The following is an 18,428-nucleotide window of genomic DNA, read 5'->3' as shown; positions in this document are numbered from 1 at the left end:
GCGGGCTAGCGTCGCTTGTGCGTCCTCGCGTGGCGTCCGGGCGCATGCCCCTCCGCGCGCTTCGAGACGCCATGGTCCTTCTGGGGCGGGCCGGGATCGCGCTGCGCGGTCTGGAGCCGCTCCCACTCCGCCTGGAAGATCGGATCCTCGCGAGGCACGGGGCGGCGGGGGATCTTCGCGCGCATGACACGCTCGATGCTCGCGAGCGTCGCGGACTCCCGGGACGTGGCGAACGTGGAGGCGACCCCACTGGCCGCCGCGCGCGCGGTGCGGCCGATGCGGTGGACATAGTCCTCGGGCGCGTGGGGCAGGTCGTAGTTGATGACGTGCCCCACGTCCTCCACGTCCAGCCCGCGCGCGGCGATGTCGGTGGCGACGAGGCAGCGATAGGTGCCCTTGCGGAAGGCGTCCATGGCCTGCTGGCGCTGGTTCTGGGTGCGGTCCGCGTGCAGCACGCCGCACCGGTACCCCGCGCGCTGCAGGGTCCGGTGGACCTTGTCCGCGCGTTCGCGGGTGCGGGTGAAGACGAGCGCGGTCGCCTCGTCGCGCGCCAGCAGCGCAAGCAGCAACGGAGACTTCTCCTCGGGCTTCACCAGGTACAGTCGCTGCTCGGCGCGCTCGGCGGGGGTGCCACTGCGGGTCACCTCGATGCGCACGGGCTGGCGCAGCTGCTCGCGCGCGAAGCGGCTCACGTCCGGGCCCAGGGTGGCGGAGAACAGCAGCGTCTGCCGGCGGCGGGGGAGGGCGGCGAGGATGCGCTCGATCTGGGGCAGGAAGCCCATGTCGAGCATCCGGTCCGCCTCGTCGAGCACCAGGGCCTCCAGGTGTGAGAACGAAGCAGCGCCGTTCTCCAGCAGATCGACCAGCCGGCCCGGGGTGGCGAGCACGAAGGTGGGGCGCTGCTTCAGGGCATCCACCTGGGCCGCCATGTCCTCGCCGCCAATGACCACCGCGTGGTGGAGGCCGCGCGGCTCGGAGAAGAAGCGCACGGGCTCGGCGATCTGTTGGACCAGCTCACGGGTGGGCGCCAGCACCAGCCCGAGGGTGCCCTGGCGGCCGGCGAAGCGCTCCACCAGGGGGAGCACGTAGGCGGCCGTCTTGCCGGTGCCCGTGGCGGCGCAGCCGATGACATCCTTGCCCGCCAGGGCGGGAGGAATGGCCCGCTGCTGGATGGGGGTGGGCTGGGCGAAGCGTGCGCGGCGCACGGCTTCAAGAGCCTCGGGCGACAGGCCGAGCTGGTCAAAGGGAGCGCTCACGCCGCATGGGTACCATGGGGCCCGGCATCGCACAGGCCTATTCGCCTGGGGGTGTCCGGGATGGAATCCTTTCTCGCCCCGGAGCTTGTGGGACAATGGTGGGACCTTGAAGACGCTCTCGTTCGCCCTGTTCGCCTCGGTCCTGCTCGCGCCTGTCTTCCCAGGAGGCGCGGCGGAGACCGATGCCACGCTCTCGCTGCTGGAGCCCGTCGAAGGCCAGTGCGAGTGGGTGAAGGTGGAGCCCGTGGCCTCGAAGCGCCAGGTGCTCGCGCGCCTCGCGGCGGGCTGCCAGGGGGGCAGCACCGCCTTGAGCCGGGACGGCAAGCGCGGCGCGGTGCGGTTCTGGCGCGGCGCGGTCAGCATGCCCGTGGTGGGCAAGCCCACCTTCCCCGAGCCATTCCCCAGCTCGGCGTTCCGGGACCGGCTGTTCCTCGTGGACCTCACCACGAGCGGCGTCGAGGAGCTGCCGCTGCCTCCGGAGGGGGAGCTCATCGAGTACGGCTTCGACTCGGGAGGCCGCCTGCTCGGGCTCGCCCTTCAGAGCGTCACGGCCGAGCAGGCGCGGTTCTTCGGGGTGACCCTCGACAAGGCCATGCTCCCGCTCGACGCCCGGGAGTCGCGGCCTCCGATGGTGGCCCACGCATTCGCCTTCCTGGGCGGGAAGTGGCTTCGGATGGAGTCGAAGGCCTCCCAGGACGGGCTGGGCACCGCGGCCCTGGAGCACCGCAAGCAGCTGGGGGAGCGGTCGATTCGCGCGCTCGATCCCCGGTTCGAGGCCCTGGAGATCGAAGACGACGCGGTGCTCGATCCGCTCTACGAGCTCTCCCCGGAGCAGCCCGAGGGGCAGTGGTCCGAGTTCCGGAGCGGGGCGCACCGGCTGGCGATCTGGAGCACGCCCTTCGGCAACGATCTGCTGTCGACCGGGCTCATCCGGTGGCTCGACAAGGGGAAGGTGGTGGCACTGCCCGCGTACCCCTATCGGCCGAACGACATGATCAGCCTCCAGGTCCGCGGGCCGTACCTGCTCGTCTCGCTCGCCGACTCCGGCGCCCATCCCCGGATGTACCGGGGACGGAAGCGGGTGTGGAGCTCCGAGACGGCCAGAGCCGTGACGCTCTGGCCGAAGTGAAGCCTCAGGGCTTCACGTTCTTCGGATCGTTGATCGGCGACAGGTCTCCCGCGAAGGAGAGCAGATCCGTCATCGCGAAGTCGCCCTTCTTGGCCGAGGGCAGGGTGGGCTTCCACTGCGGGTTGCTGGCCAGGTAGGAGCTCGCGTCCAGCTCGAGCAGGCCCACGAAGACCTCGGCCAGGATGCGGCTGCCCACGGGCCCCAGGCGCTTGGCGCCGCCGCGCTGCTCGGCCTCCTTGAGGATGTAGTACCAGAGCGGGGTCTCGACGTGCAGGTTGTGCTTCTCGGCGACCGCGCCATCCGGCCCCTTGGCGATGTCCTTGGGCGAGAGCGGCTCGATGCGCATGCGCCGGGCCACGTTCTGCGCGGAGGGCAGGCCGAGGCTGCGCCCGCGCTTGAGGTTGGCGATGGGCAGGTTGACGCCGGGCAGCACGCCGTGGTCGGGGATCTCCGCGAGTGTCGGCGCCAGGAACGGGTCGAGCCTGCGGCTGAGACCGGCCGTGACCCCGTCGTTGGGGAACCGGAAGAACCGCCGCCAGTCGATGATCCAATCGCTGGGGATCGGCACGCCCACGCCGGAGCGCCCGGAGAAGTTGAACAGCAGCTGGAGCGTCGCCGGCACCACCTGGCGCGGGCTGGGCTTGAAGGTGAACACCTCGTTGAAGTCATAGGCCTCGCGCACCATGCTGTGGCCCAGGCGGTAGGCGGCGGCGGAGAACTCCACGGGGATGAAGGCATCACCCTTCGGCAGGTAGAACGCCCGGCCGCGCTCGAGCACGTGGTCGAGTACGTGCGGATCCACCACCTTTCGCAGGAAGTCGTTCACGACGATCCACTGGTAGTGCCAGGTGACGAGCCGGCGGGCCTGCTCGAAGAGGGAGGACTGGGTCGCGGAGGGCGGAGGCGTGATGGTGCCGTTCTGAAGCCCCGCGACCACCTTGTTGTGGAAGCGGAGAAATGCCAGGTGCAGCTGGGCGACGATGAGGTTCTCGTCGTTGCGAGGGTCCCCGATGATGGCCAGCGACTGCGGGCCTCGCGGCAGGTCGAACGGCAGCGAAGTCTGTACCTTCGGATCGCCGCCCGGCGTGTTGGCGCTGGTGGTCCCGATGAGGAAGAGCGCGTCATTGGGAGGCAGCTGGTAGAGGTAGGGCTGGTCGCCCGGACCTCGGCCATAAACGCAGTCCAGATCGAGCGCGGGCGTGCGGAAGTTGTGCAGGGCCAACGGGTCGACCTGCACCTCCTGGATGGAGGTGGTGTCGAAGGTGATGTCGTGGTCGATGAACTGGCCCAGGTAGGTGAAGCCCGCGGGGATGTCTTCGTTGTCTCCCTTGGGGTCCGCGGGGTTGGCATCCTTCATCGCGCGGCCGAGCTCCTCCAACGCGGCCAGCGGCGGGATCAGCGGCTGCAGTGTCGGGAAGATCCTGCCGAATTTGCCCGAGGGGACGAACTGCCCCATCGGAGTTCCTTCTCCATTGCGCACCAGACGACCATGAATTGAGGGCATCGATTTTCCTCCGGGTAGTGCCTGCAACCGAGACGGAGAGTGCTCGACGCATCTGTGAGCCGAAATCGTCCTGGAGGCTCTGCAAGGGAGGGTTACTCCACAAAGACAAAGCCGCCAGCGGGCGCAGCCTGGCGCCCACTGACGACTCGAATCACCCGCGGCCGCCGCCGACCTGGATTACGGCACCAGGTAGGTCAGCTTGCGGATGGGGTAGCCGCCACCACCCGGGCACCCGCGGCCACCATAACCACCGGGGTAAACCGTGGGGTCGATGAGCGCGAGGCCACCACGAACGGTCGTCTTGATCTTCATGTGTTTGCTCCTCCTGGGTGTTGCGTTGGGGTTCATTCCGAATGAGTGAGGAAGGGAGCCCGTGTGATGGAATTATTTTCAGGCAGAGCTGATGGGGCTGAAGCGGGTGGCATCCTCCGTGTTCTCGATGGCGATACCCAGCTCGTCTCGGAACACCTCCGGCAAGTAGGGCAGCACTCCGATGGTGCCGACGCGCAGGCGGTGATGGAGTGAGAGGTCCGTATTGGAGAACTTCCGCGCCGGGTGGGGGCGTTGGAGCAATGCATTGACCTGTCGCTGAACGTTCTCCAGGGCCCGTAGCGTTGAGCGCTCGATAGCCAGATACCCCGCGAGGGTATTCGCCACGGCATCGAGGGCGTGCCTTCGAGCCTCGGAGAGCGACCCCGCGCGCGTGCGGAGCAGCTCCTGGAGCTGCCGCCGGGCATTCTCATCCACCTCATCCCTGGCAGGGGTGAATGCGTCCCGCAGGTGCATCCGCGCGTCCTCTCGGAAGCCCCTCAGGCCACGCTGGGCCTGGTCGAACATCTCGATGTAGCGGGCCTCGGCCCAATCTCGTTGGGTGGACTGGTTCAAGCGGGTGGGCAGGATGTGCTGCCAATCGCGCTCGATGCGCGCGCGCAGCCGGCCCAGGACGCTCTCTGGCGCATCCTCCACCTCGAGCAGCGCCGCGCGAATCAGCTCGTAGGCGCGGCACATGTGGCTCCAGAGATTGAACTGGAGACAATAGAGTTTCAGCCCGTGGAGCGCGTAATCCACCGCGGCGGGGATCTCGGCGTCCCACGCTGCCTGGGGCGGGGGCGCGTTCGCCACGGGCTTGCCATCCAGCAGCGTCCCGAAGAACTCCTCCACCATGAGTTGCGGGCCGGCGCAGACGCCCCGGTTCGAGATGAAGTGGTTGTCATGCTCCGTGACGCGGAACAGCTCGGCTGCCGTCATGGGCGTGTCGTACGTCATCGGCATTTCCGGCAGGAAGAGCAGATAGGCCGTGACCATCCGCACGCCATCCGTCACCCGGAACAGGGAGGACAGCACGGGATCCAACGCGCCGTTGGGGACGGGGGCGTTCGCGCGCATCAGCATCAAGGTTGGCAGGGCCAGCACCGAGTAGGCCATGGCGTGAAGGTCTCCCATCCGCCAGCTTCCGTCTGGAGGCGGGGGATAGCGGCGCAGGAACTCCGCGCGCACCTCCAGCACCTCCTGCAGAATGGGCTTCCAGTACCGCGTCATCGCCTTGAGCGCGGTCAGGTTCATCAGCGCCTCGTTGAGATAGCGGCTGCCCGGGTAGCGGCACACGCGCCACTCCGTCTGGAGCTTCATGCGCATGGCATCGGGGAAGACGTTGCTCTCTCCGACGTGGCGGCCCTCGGCGTCGAACGCGGGGTGGGCAATGCGGTGGACAGGGAGCACCGACTCGAGGAAGCCCAGCTCCAGCGGCCGGCCCACCAGGCGCTCCATGACACGCGGGCAGTCCGGGTTCCACCACAGGGGCTCGGTAGGCGCGTCCCGTAGGGCCTCGGCCTCCAGCATCTTCCGATGGTGCTCGCTCTCGGGAGGGGGCTTCGGGGGTTCGCGTGAGAGAACCTCCTCGTTCAGCAACGCTTCGAGCATGTTCTTCACGCGCTCCCACGGAAGGGGCTCACCCGAGCTCCATGTGGTGGCGCTGCCCGCCATGAACTGTTCCTGCTTGATCAGTGTCTCGCCAAAGGAGAACAGCTCCGGTTCATCGAACGAGATCTCCTTGAAGCCGAAGAAGAGGCGCAGCTCCTTGGTGCCTTCGGGGGTGTCCACGTACTCGCTCATGAAGCGACGCCGAAGGGGCAGGTACAGCATCTCATGGGGGTCGACCGACGCGGCGTTCTCACTCATGGAGTTCCTCGGGTCGATGGAGTCCGGAGCGAGGCCCCTGTGATGAGAAGCCCTCTCGGAAGGGTTGCTGGCAGGACGAGCGGGCTGATTCCCCGGGAGCACTGAAGTTCCTCACAAGGCCGGCTGGCTCGGCTCTATGCCCTGGAGGGCGGAGTCGAAGCGGGGGCCTCCATGAAGGTCGAAGGCATTTTCCCACGTACCTTGCGCGCGCTGGCCCGAGGGCGAGGACGGTGGGCGTTCGGGCTGTTGCCGGTAGGGCTGTTCGCGCTTTGGGGAGGCTGGTTCACGCTGGCGCCCACCACGGTCTACGAGCGCAGCGTGCAGGCGCGGCTGGAGCTCCATCGCGAGGTGTATGCCATTGATTCACCCGTGGAGGGGCGGGTGGTGAAGACGCAGCTGGAGCTTCACCGCTCCGTGCATGCGGGGGAGGTCCTCGTCGAGCTGTCACGTGAGCACGAGGAGCGCCAGGTCGCGGAGGCAGAGGCCGTGCTCCAAGGCCTGGGGCCGCAGCTCGAGGCAGCGCGCGCTCAGCTCGAGGCGGAGCAGAGCGCGCTGGTGGAGCAAAAGGGGCAGGGGGTCGCGGGAGTTCAGGAGGCGCGGGCCCGGCTCAGCGAGGCGGAGACGGTGTCGCGGCGCGCCCAGGAAGAGGCGACGAGCACCGAGCGGCTCTGGAAACGGGGGGTGGTGAGCGAGATGGAGTGGGGCAGGGCCCGCGCGGAGCTGGAGCGCACCCTGGCCGCCGAGCAGGCCTCGCGAGCCGCGTTGGCGAGCGCGAGGTTGGGCGGCACGGTGCAATCCACCGAGCGGCGCACCCGCCTCGCCGCGCTGCGGGGAGAGATCGCCCGACTCGAGGCGGACGAGAGCGTGGCGCGTGCCAGCGTGGCGCGCCTGCGCGAGGAACTGGAGCGCCGCATCATTCGAGCGCCGGCGGATGGTGTGCTCGGCGAGACGAGCTCCGTGCGAGTGGGCGCGCAGCTCAGGGAGGGAGACCCCATCGCCACGGTCGTCGCGGGGGGCTCGGTGCGCATCGTCGCGCAGTTCATCCCGGCCTCATCCCTGGGGAGGGTACGGGCGGGGCAGCGGGCGCGGATGCGGTTGGAGGGCTTCTCCTGGACGGAGTTCGGCATGTTGAAGGCCACGGTGGTGGCGGTGGCGAGCGAGGTTCGCGATGGTCTGGTGCGCGTGGAGCTCTCGCTGGATGAGCTGCCGCTGGGCATTCCGCTCGAACACGGGCTGCCGGGCATGGTGGACATCGAGGTGGACCGGGCGACGCCGTCACAGCTCGTGCTTCGAACCTTGGGCCGGGAGGCGAGGCGAGGCGGAGCTCCCGAAGGGCGGGAGCCGAAGTCATGACCGGGTCCCCGCGCCTCTTCGTCCCGGAGGTCATCCAGACCTCGGCCATGGACTGCGGCCCGGCGGCCCTCAAGGCCCTGCTCGAAGGCTTCGGCGTGGCCATCAGCTATGGAAGGCTTCGCGAGGCCTGTCAGAGCGACGTCGATGGCACCTCCATTGATGTGCTCGAGGAGCTGGCCGGCAAGCTGGGGTTGGAGGCGGAGCAGCACATGGTCCCGCGGGATCATGTGCTCCTGGCCGGAGCAGGGGTACTGCCGGCCATCGTGGTGGTGCGGCTGGAGGACGGCAACCTGCACTTCGTGGTGGTCTGGAAGAAGTGGGGCCACCTCGTTCAGATCATGGATCCGGCGCTGGGGCGGCGCTGGGTGTCCGTGGACGAGCTGCTCGACCGGCTCTTCATCCACACGATGACCGTGTCCGCCGGGGCGTTCCGCGAATGGGCTGGCACGGAGGAGTTCCTGGTGGGGCTGCGTCGCAGGCTGTCGGTGCTCGCGGCCGGGCCCACGTCCGAGCGGCTGGTCAAGGAGGCGCTCGGGGACCCCACCTGGAAGCGCCTGGCATGCCTGGATGCGACGGTGCGGTTGGCGCAGACGCTCGTGGACGGCGATGGCCTGAAGCGGGGTGAGCTGGCCGCGAGGTTTGTCGAGCAACTCCTGCCCGAAGTGCTGACGGCCCTGGAGGAGGGGCGCGCCGAGGAACTCATCCCCACCATCTATTGGACAGCACTGGGGAAGCCGGGCGCCGATGAACTCACCCTTCGCGGGAGCGTGTGCGTTCAGGCCAAGGGGCTGCGCGGCGAGAGAGGGAGCGATGCACCGCCGCTGTCTCCGGAACTCGAGGCGGCTTTGCGCGAGGCCCCCACCCGCCCGCTCCGTGAGCTCGTGGCCTTGTTGCGCCGGGACGGGGTGCTCAAGCCGGCGGTGCTTGCCGCCATCGGGGTCACCGCGGCGGTGGGAGGCTTCGTGGAGGCGCTGCTCCTGCGCGGGATCATCGACGCGGGGCGCTACCTCACGACTCCGGAGCAGCGGATCGTCGGCGTCGCGACGCTGCTCGCGTTGCTGGGACTGCTGTTCATGCTGGAACTGCCACTCTCACGCGGGACGCTCCAACTGGGGAGGCGCCTGGAACTCCGCCTTCGGCTCGCGTTCCTCGGGAAGATCCCCCGCTTGGGAGATCGCTATTTTCGCAGCCGGCTCGTCTCGGACATGGCTCAGCGCTGCCATGGCATCCACATGGTGCGCGCGGTGCCGAGCCTCGCGGTCCTCTTGCTGCGCGGCTGTGCCGAGCTGCTGGTGACACTCGCGGGGCTGACATGGTTGGCACCGCGAAGCGCGCCCTTGATCTTCCTGACGGGCGGGCTGGCGATCGCCATTCCCTTGCTCGCGCAGCGCTCGCTGCTCGATGCCGACCGCCGGCTACGGGACTTCGACGGTGTGCTCTCGCGCTTCTACCTCGATGCACTGCGCGGGGGGGTAGCGCTGCGGGCACACCGTGCCGAGCTGACGCTGCGCCGGGCCCATGAGGAGCCGCTGCACCACTTCGTCTCCGCGGCGCGCACCTTGCTGCGCCGAGGCATCACCGTCGACACGATCTGCTCGCTCGCCGCCACCGTGGGCGCGGTGGCGGTGGTCCTGCACGCGCTCTCGCGGGGAGTACAACCTGGGGCGGTCCTGCTGCTCGTCTACTGGGCGCTGGCGATGACGGGGCTGGGCCGGCAGCTCGCCGACGGGTTGCGCCAGTACCCCGCCGCGTCGTCGCTCACCGGTCGCCTGATGGAGCCGCTGCTGGCTCCTGACGAGGTAGCTCCGCACGTCGCGCTGGCCGCACGGAGGCAGACGGAGCCACCGGCGGAGGTGGCACGGGGAGTGGCGTTCTCATTGCGCCAGGTGGAGGTGAAAGCCTCTGGCCACACGTTGTTGCAGGGAGTGGATGTCTCGGTTCGAGCCGGGGAGCACGTCGCCATCGTGGGCCCCTCGGGCGCTGGGAAGTCCTCGCTGGTGGGAGTGCTGCTGGGGTGGCACCGGGCAGCCAGCGGCCGGGTCGAGGTGGATGGAGAGCCGCTGGAGGGAGCGGCGTTGTGGCGGCTGAGGCGGGAGACGGCGTGGGTGGAGCCCGAGGTGATGCTCTGGAACAAGTCGATGGTGGACAACCTCGCCTACGGAGTCGAAGCGGGCGAGGCGCTGCCCCGGGTGGGGCAGGTGCTGCACAGGGCCGACCTCGTCGAGGTGCTCGACAAGCTGCCCCAGGGGCTTCAGACCCGGCTGGGAGAGGGGGGGGGGTTGTTGTCAGGCGGTGAGGGGCAGCGGGTGCGCTTGGGCCGAGCGTTACTGCGCCCCGGGGTGCGGCTGGCCATCTTCGATGAGCCGTTCCGAGGGCTCGAGCGTGACCGTCGCGCGGAGCTGCTGGAGCGGGCCCGGCAGGGTGTGAAGGGCGCCACCTTGCTCTGCGTCATGCATGACATCGCCGAGACGCTCTCGTTCGATCGTGTCCTGGTCATCCAGGAGGGGACGCTGGTCGAGGATGGGAACCCTCGGACGCTCGCGGCGCGGGAGGACTCCCACTATCGCGCCTTGCTGGAGCTGGAGGCGGGGATGCGACGGGATCTCTCGGGGCGAGAGGGATGGAGGCGGCTGGTCCTGGATCAAGGCGTGCTCTCCGAGCGGGCCGTGGAGGAGGGGTGACGCTCATGTCGGAGGAGACACTGGAAGCAGTGGCCTGGCCCATCGAGCGTGCGGGCGAGGCCTTGGAAGCCTTGGCGCGTGCGGCGCGGTTGCCTCTGCCCAACCCGCTCCCGGCTCTGTCCCACGCGGTGCCAGAGGATCCGAGCCGCGTGGGAGAGTGGCTGGACGCGGCGGCCCATGCCCTGGGGCTCGAGCTGAAGCTGCTCTACACGCGCCACGGCGAAGTCGAGACGCCTCTGGGACGTGCGGCTCCCGCGCTCGTGGAGGTCGTGAGCACCCAGGGGAGTGCGGTGGTTGCCCTGCTGCGCGTGTCGTCCTCGGGGCAGACCGCGCGGCTCATCGCCCCCGATGAGTCGCTGCACAAGGTGCCTTTCTCCACGCTGACAGCGGCCGTGCGGGCGCGCGCCGAGGGGCACCAGGGCCCCGTGGCCGATCGTGTCCTGGAGCGAACGGGGCTGAGGGGTCCTCAGCGGGCCACGGCCCGGCGGGCGTTGCTGGGGCTCCAGCTCGCCAATACCTACCTCGTCGCCGGGCGCACGCTCCGGCTGCCACCCGGAGCCCGCCTGCGCCATCACCTGCGGGCGCTGCGCGGTGGATGGCGGCTGCTGTTGCTCCTCCTGCTCGCGGGCGTCATCCAGGCGGGCGTGCTCTCCATGTGGTGGTTGATTGGGCGGGGCGCCTTCGAGGGACAGCTGGACCCGGGGTGGCTCTGGGCGTGGGCCCTCATGGGGTTGACGATGGTGCCGCTCCAGGCGGCGCTGGCCTGGGTCCAGGGAACGCTGGTGATGGACCTCTCCGCGCTGCTGCGCAGGCAGCTGCTGGCGGGGGCGCTCGCCCTGCCCGTGGACGAGGCGCGGCGCGGCGGCATTGGCGAGTACGTCGGGAGGACCTACGAGAGCGCGGGACTGGAACAGATGTCGCTGGCTGGCAGCTTCGCCAGCGTCCTGGCGGTGATCGATCTGGTGATGGCGGCGAGTGTCATGGCGGCGGGCCCGGCGGGCGGATACGGGCTGGTGGCGCTGGGGGGCTTCTGCTGCGGGATGGCGGTGCTTGTCGCCCGCCAGGCGTTGCTCTTCCGCAGGTGGACGGAGGCTCGGGTGGGTATGACGCATGCGCTCATCGAGCGGATGCTCGGCTACCGGACGCGGCTCGCGCAGGAGCAACCAGAGCGATGGCATGACGAGGAGGATCAGGAGCTGGCGCACTATGCCAAGGCCTCCGAGCAGTGGGACGAGTCCACGGCGCGGGTGATGACGCTCGCGCGAAGGGGTCTCCTGCCGGTGGCGATCCTCGCCACGCTGCCAGGCGTGCTCGCGGGAGCCCCAGCGGCCAGGATTGCTGTGGGGGTAGGGGCAGCGCTCATGGCGGCGCGCGCCGTGGGGGCGCTCACCGTCGGCTCCCTGGCCCTGCTGGGGGCGCGCGTGCTGTTTCGCAGCGTCCGCCCCATCCTGAAGGCCGCGAAGTGCTCCGAAGGTGTACCCGGGGCGTCTCCGCTCTCGCCAGGCGCGGCGCTTCCGGAAGAGCAGGCCTTGCTGGAGGTGCGTGATCTCGCGTTCCGGCATCCGGGATCGCCCCGAGCGGTGCTCGAAGGGGCGTCGTTGGTGGTGCGCTCGGGTGAACGCGTGCTCCTGGAGGGGCCCTCGGGCTCGGGCAAGTCGACGTTTGCCTCCATCCTGACGGGGCTGCGGGGCCAGGGCTCGGGGTTGTTGCTGCTGGGAGGCCTGGACAGGGCGACCTGGACGACGGACGGGTGGGGCGCGCAGATCGCCGGTGCTCCTCAATTCCACGAGAACTATGTGGTGTCCGGCACGCTGGCCATGAACCTGCTGTTAGGACGGGCCTGGCCTCCTACTCCCGAGGACCTACGGGTCGCACGAGCACTCTGCGAGGAGCTGGGACTGGGGGAGCTGCTCTCCCGGATGCCCTCCGGGTTGATGCAGATGGTCGGCGAGAGCGGCTGGCAGCTCTCGCATGGGGAGCAGAGCCGCGTCTTCGTGGCGCGGGCGCTGCTGCAGCGGGCGAGGATCGTGGTGCTCGATGAGGCGTTCGGAGCGCTGGATCCCGTGACCATGCGCAAGGTGATGGCGTGCGTCGAGGCTCGGGCGCCGACGCTCATCGTGATCGCGCATCCCTGAGGGCCATGCCGGGTCTGCCACACATTCAACCATCGTGACCGTCACCGCTCCTTTCGCTTGTAACGCGCGGTGGGGTTGCGCATGGTGGCGCGATGCCCAAGATGACTCGGGAGTAGAGAAGATGCCGCTTCTCGCTCTCTTGATCCTTCCCGCGGTCTCTGGCGCCATCGCGGCGTTGCTGCCCACGAGTGCCCGCAACCGCGCGGCCGGGCTCGCGGGCCTTACCGCCCTGGTGGGGCTCGTGGGAGTGGCGCTCCATTTCCCGAAAGTTCAGGGGGGTGGCCTGTGGGTCGAGCGGATCCCGTGGGTGCCCTCGCTGGGGCTCGAGCTGGTGCTGCGGCTCGATGGCCTCTCCTGGACGTTCTGCATGCTCGTCTTGGGCATCGGCGCGCTGGTGATGCTGTATGCGAGGTACTACCTCTCGCCGTCGGATCCCGTGCCGAGGTTCTTCGCGTTCCTCCTGGCCTTCATGGGCGCGATGTTGGGCGTGGTCCTCTCGGGAAACCTGCTGCTGCTGGCGTTCTTCTGGGAGCTGACCTCCCTCTTCTCGTTCCTGCTGATCGGCTATTGGAACGAACGGAAGGACGCCCAGCGCGGGGCCCGGATGGCGCTCACGGTCACCGGGATGGGAGGCCTGTGCCTCTTCGCCGGGCTGCTGGTGCTCGGCGAGATCGCGGGCAGCTACGAGTTGGAGGTCGTCCTCAGGAACTCCGAGGCAATCAAGGCCCACCCGCTCTACCGGGTGGCCCTCTGCCTCATCCTCCTCGGCGCGTTCACCAAGAGCGCCCAGTTTCCCTTCCATTTCTGGCTCCCGAACGCGATGGCGGCGCCGACGCCGGTGTCGGCGTATCTGCACTCGGCGACGATGGTGAAGCTGGGCGTGTTCCTGCTGGCGCGCCTGTGGCCGGCGCTGTCGGGAACGGAGACCTGGTTCTGGCTCGTCGGGTCCGCGGGGCTCGTCACGCTGCTGCTCGGCGCGGGAGCGGCGCTGTTCCAGCACGACCTGAAGGGGCTGCTCGCGTACTCCACCATCTCGCATCTCGGCTTGGTGGTGCTGCTGCTCGGGCTCAACAGCCCGCTCGCGGCGGTGGCGGCGGTGTTTCACCTCATGAACCACGCGGCCTTCAAGGCCTCGCTATTCATGGCTGTGGGGATCATCGATCATGAGACGGGGACGCGGGACATCCGGCGGTTGTCGGGGCTCTTTCGCCTGATGCCCATCACCGGGACGCTGGCGGTCGTCGCCACGGCGGCGATGGCGGGAGTCCCGCTGCTCAATGGCTTCCTGTCGAAGGAGATGTTCTTCGCGGAGACGGTCTTCCTCAACGCCAGTCCCGCCATCGAATGGGGCCTGCCGATCGCGGCGACCCTGGCGGGCATGGGCAGCGTCGCCTACTCGCTCCGGTTCGCGGCGAAGGTGTTCTTCGGACCCGCCAGCGCGCGGGACACTCCGCGCGTCCCGGAGGAGCCGCCCAAGTGGATGCGCGTTCCTGTCGAGGTGCTGGTCCTCGTGTGCCTGGTCGTGGGCATCGCGCCCGCGGTGTCGATCGGGCCGCTCCTCGGTGCCGCGGCCTTGCAGGTCGTAGGTGGACCCCTCCCGGAGTACAGCCTCAAGATATGGCATGGGTTCACGCCTCCGCTGCTGATGAGCGCGCTGGCGCTCGTCGGTGGCGGCGTGTTGTACCGAGCGGTCCGGCGGTGGGAGGCAAGACGGGAGCGCCTCGGTGGCCCCGTTCTGGCTCGGCTGGATGGGGCGAGGCTCTTCACCTCCCTGCTGACGCGGCTCACGCTCATGAGCAGATGGACCCGGCGCTGGCTGCTGACCGCGGGACTCCAGCGGCAGGTGTTGGCGATGGTGGTGGTCACGCTGAGCGTGGGCGTCCTGGCGCTGTGGGGTGGCATTGGGGAGGGGGAGCGCCCCCTGGTGCCTGTCTCGCCGACGTTCATCGCGCTGTGGGCGATTGGAGGGGTGGCGGCGGTAGGGGCCGCATGGCAGGCGAAGTTCCATCGGCTCGCCGCGCTCATGCTGTCGGGGACCGCGGGCGCGGTGTGCTGCGTCACGTTCATCTGGTTCTCGGCGCCGGACCTCGCGCTCACCCAACTCACCGTTGAGGTGGTGACGACGCTGCTCATCCTGCTCGGGCTCCGGTGGCTTCCGCCGCGAGAGCCGACCCGCGGCGTGTTCGATGCGCACACCTTGAGGGTTGCCAGGGGCCGCCGGGCTCGCGACTTCGTCATCGCGCTGAGTGCCGGCGGTGGAATGGCGGTCCTGGCGTACGCGGTGATGACGCGAGACTTCCCCGAACGCACCTCGTTCTTCCTCGAGAACGCCCTGAGCGGAGGGGGAGGGCGGAACGTGGTGAACGTGATGCTGGTGGACTTCCGAGGGTTCGACACCTTCGGGGAGGGCGTGGTGCTGTCGCTCGTCGCGCTCACGGTCTACGCGCTCCTGCGGCGCTTCCGGCCGGCGTCCGAGGTCATGGAACTTCCCCCGCAGCAGCAGGCGCTCCCGAAGGACTTGCAGACGGATCTGGTGAACCCTCGTCTGGCGCGGGACACCGCGGTGGGGTACCTGATGGTCCCGGCGGTGCTGGTTCGCCTGCTCCTGCCCGTCACGGGAGTGGTGGCGACGTTCTTCTTCCTGAGAGGGCACAACGCGCCCGGAGGCGGCTTCGTGGCGGGGTTGGTGATGTCGGTGGGCTTCCTGCTCCAGTACCTCGTCTCCGGAACCGAGTGGGTCGAGGAGCACCTGCGCCTCGCGCCGCGCGCGCTGATCGGGATCGGGCTCCTGCTGGTCCTTGGTACGGCCGCGGGGTCATTCGTGGTCGGCTATCCGCTGCTCACCTCGCATACCTTCCATGTGAACGCTCCGGTCCTGGGCGAGATCCACATCGGGAGCGCGACGTTTTTCGATCTAGGCGTGTTCTGTCTGGTGCTGGGCTCCACGTTGCTCATTCTCGTGGCGATCGCTCACCAGTCGATCCGCGCGCACCGAGCCTCGGGAGGTGAGTGATGGAAGTGGTACTCGCGATCGCCATCGGAGTGCTGACCGGCTCTGGCGTGTGGCTCCTGCTCCGGCCTCGCACGTTCCAGCTCGTCGTCGGCCTGTCGCTCCTCTCTTACGCGGTCAACCTCTTCATCTTCAGCATCGGGGGCCTCGCCATCGACAAGGAACCCATCCTCGTGGAGGGGGTCCCGCAGGATCTCTCGCACTACACGGACCCGGTGCCCCAGGCGCTCGTGTTGACCGCCATCGTCATCGGCTTCGCGATGACGGCGCTCCTCTTGGTCGTCATCCTGGCCTCGCGTGGGATGGCGGGGACTGATCACGTGGACGGCACCGAGGCATGAAGGCGCTCGTTCAAGCTCTGATGCCACACCTGATTGTGGCGCCCATCCTCCTACCGATGCTGACGGCGGCGACAATGCTCCTCCTGGGGGAGGGGAAGCGCCCCGCCAAGCTGGTGCTGGGGATGATCTCCGCGGTCCTGGGGCTCGCCGTCGCGGCGGCGCTGCTGGTGTGGGTACAGGAATACGGCGTCGTGGCCTACCTGCCCGGCAACTGGCCGGCGCGTTTCGGGATCGCGCTCGCGGTGGATCGCTTCTCGGCCGTGATGCTGGTGTTGACCTGGGTCCTCGGCGCCTGTGCCTTGTCCTTCGCCGCCGTGCGCTGGCACCGCGCGGGCGTTCACTTCCACCCGCTCTCGCAGCTGCAGCTCATGGGGCTGTCTGGCGCGTTCCTCACGGCAGACGTCTTCAACCTCTTCGTCTTCTTCGAGATCCTGCTCGCCGCCTCCTACGGCCTGTTGCTGCATGGGGCCGGAAGACCGCGAGTCCGAGCGGGTGTGCATTACGTGGCCATCAACCTCGCCGCCTCGTCCCTCTTCCTCATCGGCGTATCGATGATCTACGGCATCACGGGGACGCTCAACATGGCGGAGCTCTCCGCGCGCCTGTCCGAGGGGGCGGTGGCCAATCGGCACCTCATCGACGCGGGAGCGGCCATCCTCGCGGTGGCCTTCCTGGCCAAGGCGGCGGCCTGGCCGCTCAACTTCTGGCTCGTCCCCGCCTACGCGTCGGCGACTCCACCCGTGGCGGCGCTGTTCGCCGTGCTGACGAAGGTCGGCATCTACGCGCTGGTGCGGCTCTGGACGCTGATGTTCGCCGGGGGACCGCTGGCGGGATTTGGCGCGGACGGGTTGTTCGTGTTCGGGCTGGTCACCTCGGTGCTCGCGGCCCTCGGGATGATCGCCTCGCATCGGCTCGCTGCTCAGGCGGCCTGGGGGGTGGTGGTCTCCGCTGGGACGCTCCTGGCGGCGCTTGGCTTTGGCGAGCAGGCTGTCCTCGGCGGCGCGGTGTTCTACCTGGTGAGCTCCACGCTCGCCTCCTGCGTGTTCTTCCTGCTCGTCGATATCGTGGAGCGCTGGCGCGCGGGCGCCACCGTCGTGGACGAAGCGCCCTTCCTGAGCGCGACGCTCGAAGCGCAGGACGTCAACCTCGATGACGAGGAGGAGCCGCTCGTCGCGCTGCCGTTCCCCGTGTCCACCGCCTTGATGGCGCTGGCATTCGTCGCTTGCGCGCTGCTCCTCTCCGGCCTGCCCCCCCTGTCCACCTTCATCGGAAAGCTCGGCATGTTGTCGGCGGCGCTCGCGGTGCGTGAAGAGGCCGGGAGCGTTCCCACCCGTGCCTGGCTGTTCACCGGCGGGCTACTGGGTTCCGGGCTGCTCGTCCTCATCGCGCTCACGCGAACGGGGATCCGCACCTTCTGGTCGGAGATGCAGCGCGCGCCGCCCCGGGTCCGGGCGGCGGAGGGATTCCCGGTGGTGGCACTCCTCGCCGCGTGCGGAGCGCTGACGATCGCGGCTGCCCCCACGATGGATCTCGCGCGTGTGACGGCGCAGTCCCTCTATGATCGCCGCGGGTACATCGACGCGGTCCTTGGTGCCCCGGTGCGGCCGCCGCCCCCGGCGCAGGAGGCCGCGCGATGAAGTGGCTCCTGCCGTCCCCCGTGCTCTCGGTGGCGCTGTTCCTGCTCTGGATCCTGCTCATGCAGTCGTTGAGCGCGGGGACACTGGTGCTCGGCGCCATCCTGGCGATCTTCTGGCCCGCGGTGACCGCGAAACTCAGGCCGGCGCCGGTGCGGTTGCGCAGGCCGCTCGTCATGGCACACCTGTTCGGCCGGGTCTTGCTCGAGATGTTGTGGTCGAACGTCGAGGTGGCCTGGGCGATCCTCACGCGACGCTCGCGCGACATCCGCTCTGGCTTCGTCCACGTTCCGCTCGAGCTGCGGGATCCGAACGGGTTGGCCGCGCTGGCGATGATCGTCACGTTCACGCCAGGCACTGCCTGGGCCCAGCTCTCGGCGGATAATCGCGTCCTGTTGTTGCACGTCCTCGCCATTCAGAACGAGGCGGACCTGGTGGCGCTCATCAAGCGTCGTTATGAAAGTCCGCTCAAGGAGATCTTCGAATGAGCCCGCTGCTCTCCTGGCCGTTGGCCTTCGCCCTTGGCTGCCTCACCCTCGCGATGATGCTGGCCCTCGCACGAATGATTCTCGGGCCCAGGGCGGAGGACCGCGTGTTGGCGTTCGACTGCCTGTACGTCAACACGATGCTGGTCATCCTTTCGCTGGGGCTCATCTACCGCAGCAGCTCCTACTTCGAGGCGGCCCTCCTGATCGCCCTGTTCGGGTTCGTGGGCTCCACGGCGATGTCCAAGTTCCTCCTGCGCGGAGAGGTCATCGAATGAGCGCGTCGGCGTCTCTGTGGGTGGATGCGGTGACGGGGCTGCTCGCGGCGCTCGGCGGGCTGGCGGCGCTGATCGGATCGTTCGGGGTTCTGCGCCTGCGGAGCTTCTTCCAGCGCGTCCACGCGCCTACCTTGGGCGCGACCCTGGGAACCTGGTGCCTCACCCTCGCGACAGTGGTGCAGGTCTCCTTCGAGAACGGGCAGCTCTACGTCCATGCGCTGCTCATCGCGGTGTTCATGGGACTCACCGGACCGGTCACCACCGTGTTCCTGATGCGCGCCGCGGTGTTCAGAGGTCGCCTGCGCGGCACGGAAATTCCAGTGCCCACCGTGGACGAACCCCCCTCTGTGTGACGCTTGTGTAACGCTCTCCGCGGCGCCGAAGGGGTTCTCCCGTTATGAATGAATGTGCGGGATCAATCGAATTACGCGTGTTACCTTCCGC

The 18,428-nt window shown here is 68.8% G+C and carries 14 protein-coding genes; 10 read left to right on the top strand and 4 right to left on the bottom strand.

Annotated features, from left to right (window positions below; genetic code table 11):
• Positions 1-5 precede the first annotated feature (5 nt).
• On the bottom strand, positions 6-1,256 hold the full coding sequence (locus SYV04_RS30725) for a DEAD/DEAH box helicase (RefSeq protein WP_321549520.1): 1,251 nt from the start codon (positions 1,254-1,256) through the stop codon (positions 6-8).
• 106 nt (positions 1,257-1,362) lie between these two features.
• Between SYV04_RS30725 and SYV04_RS30720 the strand changes: the two genes are divergently transcribed.
• Complete coding sequence (locus tag SYV04_RS30720) at positions 1,363-2,385, top strand: hypothetical protein (protein WP_321549519.1); 1,023 nt, start codon at positions 1,363-1,365, stop codon at positions 2,383-2,385.
• Between the two features lie 4 nt (positions 2,386-2,389).
• Here SYV04_RS30720 and SYV04_RS30715 read toward each other — a convergent pair whose 3' ends face one another.
• From SYV04_RS30715 to SYV04_RS30705, 3 genes are all read right to left on the bottom strand, one after another.
• Entirely contained in the window at positions 2,390-3,841 is a 1,452-nt protein-coding gene (locus SYV04_RS30715) for a peroxidase family protein (RefSeq protein WP_321549518.1), read from the bottom strand.
• Between the two features lie 225 nt (positions 3,842-4,066).
• The gene (locus SYV04_RS30710; protein WP_321549517.1) at positions 4,067-4,201 is read right to left on the bottom strand and encodes a hypothetical protein; all 135 of its coding nucleotides are present in this window, start codon (positions 4,199-4,201) and stop codon (positions 4,067-4,069) included.
• Between the two features lie 78 nt (positions 4,202-4,279).
• Positions 4,280-6,067 (bottom strand): hypothetical protein, encoded by a 1,788-nt coding sequence (locus tag SYV04_RS30705; RefSeq protein WP_321549516.1) that lies wholly within the window; start codon positions 6,065-6,067, stop codon positions 4,280-4,282.
• Between the two features lie 171 nt (positions 6,068-6,238).
• Between SYV04_RS30705 and SYV04_RS30700 the strand changes: the two genes are divergently transcribed.
• From SYV04_RS30700 to mnhG, 9 genes are all read left to right on the top strand, one after another.
• Entirely contained in the window at positions 6,239-7,420 is a 1,182-nt protein-coding gene (locus SYV04_RS30700; RefSeq protein ID WP_321549515.1) for an HlyD family secretion protein, read from the top strand.
• Positions 7,417-10,101, top strand: a complete 2,685-nt coding sequence (locus SYV04_RS30695) for an ATP-binding cassette domain-containing protein (protein ID WP_321549514.1) — start codon at positions 7,417-7,419, stop codon at positions 10,099-10,101. Before SYV04_RS30700 ends, SYV04_RS30695 begins: the two co-directional genes overlap by 4 nt.
• Before the next feature lie 5 nt (positions 10,102-10,106).
• Positions 10,107-12,236: an ABC transporter ATP-binding protein gene (locus SYV04_RS30690; protein WP_321549513.1), complete on the top strand. Its 2,130-nt coding sequence runs from the start codon at positions 10,107-10,109 to the stop codon at positions 12,234-12,236.
• A 121-nt stretch (positions 12,237-12,357) separates the two neighbouring features.
• Entirely contained in the window at positions 12,358-15,249 is a 2,892-nt protein-coding gene (locus tag SYV04_RS30685; RefSeq protein ID WP_321549512.1) for a monovalent cation/H+ antiporter subunit A, read from the top strand.
• Entirely contained in the window at positions 15,249-15,587 is a 339-nt protein-coding gene (locus tag SYV04_RS30680; protein ID WP_321549511.1) for a Na+/H+ antiporter subunit C, read from the top strand. Before SYV04_RS30685 ends, SYV04_RS30680 begins: the two co-directional genes overlap by 1 nt.
• 20 nt (positions 15,588-15,607) lie before the next feature.
• Positions 15,608-17,224: a monovalent cation/H+ antiporter subunit D gene (locus SYV04_RS30675; protein WP_321549510.1), complete on the top strand. Its 1,617-nt coding sequence runs from the start codon at positions 15,608-15,610 to the stop codon at positions 17,222-17,224.
• On the top strand, positions 17,221-17,709 hold the full coding sequence (locus SYV04_RS30670; RefSeq protein WP_321549509.1) for a Na+/H+ antiporter subunit E: 489 nt from the start codon (positions 17,221-17,223) through the stop codon (positions 17,707-17,709). The genes SYV04_RS30675 and SYV04_RS30670 overlap by 4 nt, the downstream gene beginning before the upstream one ends.
• Positions 17,706-17,984, top strand: a complete 279-nt coding sequence (locus SYV04_RS30665; protein WP_321549508.1) for a K+/H+ antiporter subunit F — start codon at positions 17,706-17,708, stop codon at positions 17,982-17,984. The genes SYV04_RS30670 and SYV04_RS30665 overlap by 4 nt, the downstream gene beginning before the upstream one ends.
• Positions 17,981-18,337, top strand: coding sequence for a monovalent cation/H(+) antiporter subunit G (gene mnhG / locus SYV04_RS30660; RefSeq protein WP_321549507.1), 357 nt, complete (start codon positions 17,981-17,983; stop codon positions 18,335-18,337). The genes SYV04_RS30665 and mnhG overlap by 4 nt, the downstream gene beginning before the upstream one ends.
• Positions 18,338-18,428 lie beyond the last annotated feature (91 nt).

Source organism: Hyalangium ruber, from assembly GCF_034259325.1.
GTDB lineage: Bacteria > Myxococcota > Myxococcia > Myxococcales > Myxococcaceae > Hyalangium_A > Hyalangium_A rubrum.
Note: the sequence above shows the minus strand (reverse complement) of the source record. Positions and strands in the feature narration are given on the sequence as shown.